Origin of the sequence: Armatimonas sp., from assembly GCF_043760365.1 — a bacterium.
In the GTDB taxonomy this organism is placed as follows: domain Bacteria; phylum Armatimonadota; class Armatimonadia; order Armatimonadales; family Armatimonadaceae; genus Armatimonas.
In genome coordinates, this window is sequence record NZ_JAYUPA010000437.1 from 1 (window position 1) to 4,819 (window position 4,819).

At 60.2% G+C, this 4,819-nt stretch carries 4 protein-coding genes; 1 reads left to right on the top strand and 3 read right to left on the bottom strand.

The window, feature by feature from the left end; genetic code table 11:
* From ACH2EH_RS10275 to ACH2EH_RS10285, 3 genes are all read right to left on the bottom strand, one after another.
* Positions 1-1,442 (bottom strand): DUF5916 domain-containing protein (locus ACH2EH_RS10275; RefSeq protein WP_395141355.1); only part of this gene is annotated, 1,442 nt, incomplete at its 3' end.
* 44 nt (positions 1,443-1,486) lie between these two features.
* Positions 1,487-1,921, bottom strand: a complete 435-nt coding sequence (gene mscL / locus ACH2EH_RS10280; protein WP_395141357.1) for a large conductance mechanosensitive channel protein MscL — start codon at positions 1,919-1,921, stop codon at positions 1,487-1,489.
* Between the two features lie 106 nt (positions 1,922-2,027).
* On the bottom strand, positions 2,028-4,514 hold the full coding sequence (locus ACH2EH_RS10285) for a sugar phosphate nucleotidyltransferase (protein WP_395141359.1): 2,487 nt from the start codon (positions 4,512-4,514) through the stop codon (positions 2,028-2,030).
* Positions 4,515-4,701: 187 nt separating this feature from the next.
* Here ACH2EH_RS10285 and ACH2EH_RS10290 point away from each other — a divergent pair.
* Positions 4,702-4,819, top strand: a 118-nt coding sequence (locus ACH2EH_RS10290) for a LuxR C-terminal-related transcriptional regulator (RefSeq protein WP_395141361.1), incomplete at its 3' end; no start/stop codon positions are given.

Genomic DNA, 4,819 nt, shown 5'->3' on the forward strand with positions numbered 1-4,819 from the left:
AGCTGGTTGCGAATCCCCATACTGGCCGACCAGCCCTTGCGGTTGCGGTCCTGCACCAGCCCCAGATCGCTGACGAAGTCGTCGGAGAGAGTAGAACTGGAGACCCGGTAGCGCGGTCTGCCCGGTGCGCCTCGGCTACTGAGTGTCAGATCGCTCGCTCCCCCTTTTTGTATACCTCCCTGCCAGGACTGGCTGCGGGAGAAGTAAACCCCATTGCGCTGGGCACCGTCCACCCAGCCGTAGTTACCCGCCGCACGTACCACACGGTTGCTGAGCTTGTCCGCGCGATTATCGCTGGCAGCATAGACACTGTACTCACTGAAAAGCCCCACGGCCTGACGGAGCGCAAGAGCCGCACTCGTCCGATCGGGCTCTCCGGTTCGAGACTGTGACGTGACCAGCCCCACAGAAGTCGCTCCTTCACGGCCCACGACTTTGAGGCCGTCATCGAACTGTCCGACGCGGCGTGAGTAGAAAACTTCACTGGAGGGCAAGAACTCATTGCCCTCGGCAAAGAACGGACGGCGGTCTGGGACTTGCTGCTCGTTGTAGGAAAAATTGACACTGGCAACATCTTGCTCGATCGTCTGGAAGTCCGGGTTCACCGCCAGCAGTCCGGTAAGCGTTGTACTGAAAGGGTACTTGATGTCCATACCCTGCCGCGCACTGCCTCCGTCGGTGCGAGCGGTTGTCAGGCTGTAGGGAAGCACCACCACGGGGGGGCGCTGGTCTGGCATCGGCTGAGCAAGGCGCAGCTCCGGCAGAAACGAGGCGCGGGCGAAAAATGACTGGCCTTCGGGCGGGAGCGCGGGCCAGATCATCTGGTTGCCCTCACGGTTTAGCGAGCGAGCGACCTGGAGCCCAAACGCTCGTGCACGCGCGGGGTGGCGCAGGAGCTGGAAGGGAATCGCAATCTCGCAGCTCCAGCCCTTGCCCTCCGGAAGGAGCTGGGTTGCGGCCTTCCAGTCGCCTGCCCAGGTGATATTGCCCGCCGTGCCCCCTTCGAGATGCTCGACTTGCGTTCCCAGTGCGTTCACCGAGAAACTAGACGCGCCGCGCCGGAGGTTCTGGCTGTCAATCACCACACTCACGTGGTCATCACCCTCCACCGCCGAGCTGCCCCGCTGCGTCTCACTGGCGCGCATCAGCTCCGGGTGCTCGTCGCGACACTCAAACGCAATGTAGAGCGTCGTGCCATCCGTCGTCACCCAGGCTTCAGTCTGCTCAACAATAGGAGCGCCTCCCGTGAAGCGCACAAACTCTCCCGCCTTAAACGCCGTTTTCCAGCAGGTATCGGAGAGGTTGCCATCAATTTTCGGGGCGCTTTTCGTGGTAGGGAGGCTGAAGCTCTCCCGCTGCGCGGGAGAGCTGGCCCACACGGGGCCGATCATGAGAAAGGCGGCGAGTGCATAACTCGCCGCCTGGAAACTTTTGCTAACCATGCTGACTCTCCATACAGTGGAGAGCTTTTCAGGGTTCCCAAAAATTATTTTGACTTGAGCAAGTCGCGAATCTCGGTGAGGAGCACTTCCTGAGCAGCCGGTGCGGGCGGTGGTGCCTCGGCGGCTTCCTCGGCCTGCTTCTTCTTCATTGCATTAATGGCCTTGACGACCATGAAAACGGCAAAGACAATCAGCAGAGTATTGAGAGCGGTTGTGAGAAACTGCCCGTAGCCCAGGATAACCGATCCATCAATCTTACGTGCTTCCGCAAGCGCCTTGCCCGCAGGAATATCGCCCTTAAGAACAATGTAGGAGTCGGACCAGCTGACTTTTCCCATCAAGCCGGTCAAAGGGATGATCATCTCATCCACAAATGATTTAAGAATAGTCCCAATGGCTCCCGCAGCGAGCACAGCCACGGCGAGATCAATCACATTGCCTGATCCTACAAATTCACGAAATTCTTTAACTAACGACATCTTATACATTCCTTTCGACTATATCACTTGCCTTCTCTGAGGCACGATTCATTCAGATCGTGCATTATACAGGAAATGTTCCATTTTTAAAGAAATTAATGAAAATTTATGCCGTGACAATAAATTCCACCCCGGCTCCCGTCAGCTCACGGGCACGCTCACGGGTGGCCGCTTCTGCATAAACACGCACCAGCGGCTCAGTGCCGGAGGGGCGTAGCAGGAGCCAGGAACCGTCGGTGAAGTCCAGACGGGTGCCGTCGAGGCGACGGATGGCGGCGATCTGGACTCCGGCGAAATGAGTTTCCTTGAAGCTCTGGAGCGCGGTGTGGATCCGGTGCATCTGGGCGGGGGTGGGGCGCAGGTTGATTCGGATGTACTCGTGAGGCCCCACTTCAGAAACCAGCTCCGCTAGCAGCTCGGTCAGTGATTTTCTTGAGAGTGCTAGCGCCTCTAGCAAGAGGAGGGCCGAGAGAATCGCATCGCGCTCTGGCAGGTGTCCGGCAACCCCGAAGCCCCCCGATTCCTCGCCCGCAATCAGGATACTGCCCGCCAGCATCTTGGCACTGAGAAATTTGAAACCCACAGGGGTCTCCGCGAGAGGCAGGTCATACGCCGCGCAGAGCTTATCCACCATCTGCGTGGTTGAGATCGTCCGCACGACGCCGCCTGTCTGGCCGCGTGTCCTCACTAGATGACGCAGGAGGAGGGCAAAGAGCTTATGGGCATCCACAAATGTCCCCGCTGCATCACATGCCCCCAGCCGGTCGCCGTCACAGTCGAGTGCAAGCCCTAAAGTCGCTTGGGCAGCAGGGACGGCTCGAAAGAGTGCTTCCAGGTTCTCCGGAGTCGGGTCGGGCGTGACCCCCCCAAAAAATGGGTTGCGCTCTGCTCGGATCTCCTGAAGAGCGACTCCTACGGGAGCCAGGAGCTGAGGCAGATAGCCCGCCGCCGCGCCGTGGAGGGCATCTACCACAACCATACCTGCTTGCTTGAGTACCGACAGATCAACAAAACGGGCGCAGTGCGCCAGGTAGGGAGCCGCCAGGTCCGTCAGCTCCACGGTACCACCCTCCGTGCGGGGTGTTCCGCCACTCATCAGCAGCTCCCGGAGCTTCTCCTCGATCCGCGTCGTCATGGCCGGAGAGGCGGGGCCGCCGTAGTGTGCCTTTACCTTCATACCGGAGAAGCTCGCCGGGTTGTGGCTTGCCGTAATGACAATCCCTGCGGCGGCTCCAAAGAAGCGGCAGGCGAAGCTTACCGTGGGGGAGGGACAGGCAGCGCGTGAGAGGCGTGTGCGCAGACCGTTGGCAGCGACCACGTCGGCGGCGGCGCGGGCGAAGAGGTCGGACTGAGCGCGGGTGTCGTAGCCGACAATCACCCCGTCGCCTGGAACGGAGTCACTCTTGACCCAGTCGCAGAGTGCTTGTGTGAGGAGCCGGACATTCTCCACCGTCACATCGTCGGCTAGGATTCCACGCCAGCCATCGGTGCCAAAGCGAATCCCCGCGCGCTGGATCTCACTCTGGCTGGGCAGGTGCGCCACAATGGACGCGATCACGGCATCGGCACCGACCACGGCACCCGGGCGGATACGGGCACCCGCGCGCACGGTGCAGTGGTTGCCTAAGATGCTGCCGCGCACCTCAGTCTGCTCCTCCAGAACGCAGCCGCGCCAGATTACCGAGTCCTCAATGAGGGCGCCTTCCCCGATCCGGCAGCGCGAGCCAATCACCACGGTTCCCCGGATCTTGGCATCGCGTCCCACTTCGGTATGGTGGTTAAGAAAGACCCGACCCCGAATCTCCGCCGTTGGGTGAATCGTCGCGCCCTCGCCTACCCAGACTCCCTCCCGTACCTCGACACCTTCTATTGTCGCTTGCACGCGCTGCTCCAGCACATCGGCCTGAGCGCGCTGGTAGTCGTTGAGAGTCGTGATCGAGCGCCAGTAGTGCTCCGGGGCCACAAATCCATAGACAGGCGCCCCCTCGGCCACAAGCTGGGGAAAGAGCTGCCGCTCGAAGGAGAACTCCATGCCGACTGGGATGCGCCGTAGAACCTCACGCCGGATAACATAGACCCCCGCATTGATCGTGTCGGTGGCGACCTCCCCCACGGGTGGCTTCTCGGCAAAGGCCTGGACACGCCCCTCGGCATCACGCACCACCGCGCCGTAGCGCGATGCATCCGGCACGCTGGTGAGCAAGAGCGTCACCGCTGCTTCTTTTTCCTCATGGAAGGCTACCAGCGCACTGAGGTCGGCGTCCGTGAGAACATGGCCATTCAGCACTAGAATATTCTTGCCCACCAGCCGATCGCTCACGGCACGCACCGCGCCCGCCGTCCCGAGGGGCACTTGCTCCCGGTGGTAGCGAATATTGAGCCCCAGAGACTTACCGTCCTCGAAGCGGCTCTCAAAGACCTCGGGAAGCACCTGGAGACAGAGGATTACCTCGCGGATCTCGTGGCGCTTAAGCTGCTCCAGAGAGTACTGGATCAGGGGCTTGGCGACGATCGGAAGCATGGCGCGAGGCGTGCGCGCCGTGAGGGGATAGAGGGGAGCGCCCCGCTCCCCGGCCAGAATTACTGCCTGCATTACCTCGTATTCTACACTAGCTGAGAAAAACACTCGAAACCCAGTAAATTTATAGATGAATTCTTTACCTGGTTATGGCAAAAATCAAGTACAGAGCGAGGGAGGGCCCAAAGCTTTAGACTGACAAACAGTCGCGGAGAGAATACAGGAGGGAACAAGCCCCATGGGCATTTATACGAATAGTGGTATGTCAACGGACAGCCAGGTCAAACTCACCAAGCGTGAGGTCGAAGTACTATCTCTCGTCATTGAGGGAAAGTCCAGCAAAGAAGTGGCGGATCAGCTCTACGTGAGCAAGCGAACCG

What these genes read in the sequence shown, in the direction of transcription:
- mscL (WP_395141357.1), bottom strand. Translation starts at nt 1,921, where the DNA reads ATGTCGTTAGTTAAAGAATTTCGTGAATTTGTAGGATCAGGCAATGTG.
- ACH2EH_RS10285 (WP_395141359.1), bottom strand. Translation starts at nt 4,514, where the DNA reads ATGCAGGCAGTAATTCTGGCCGGGGAGCGGGGCGCTCCCCTCTATCCC.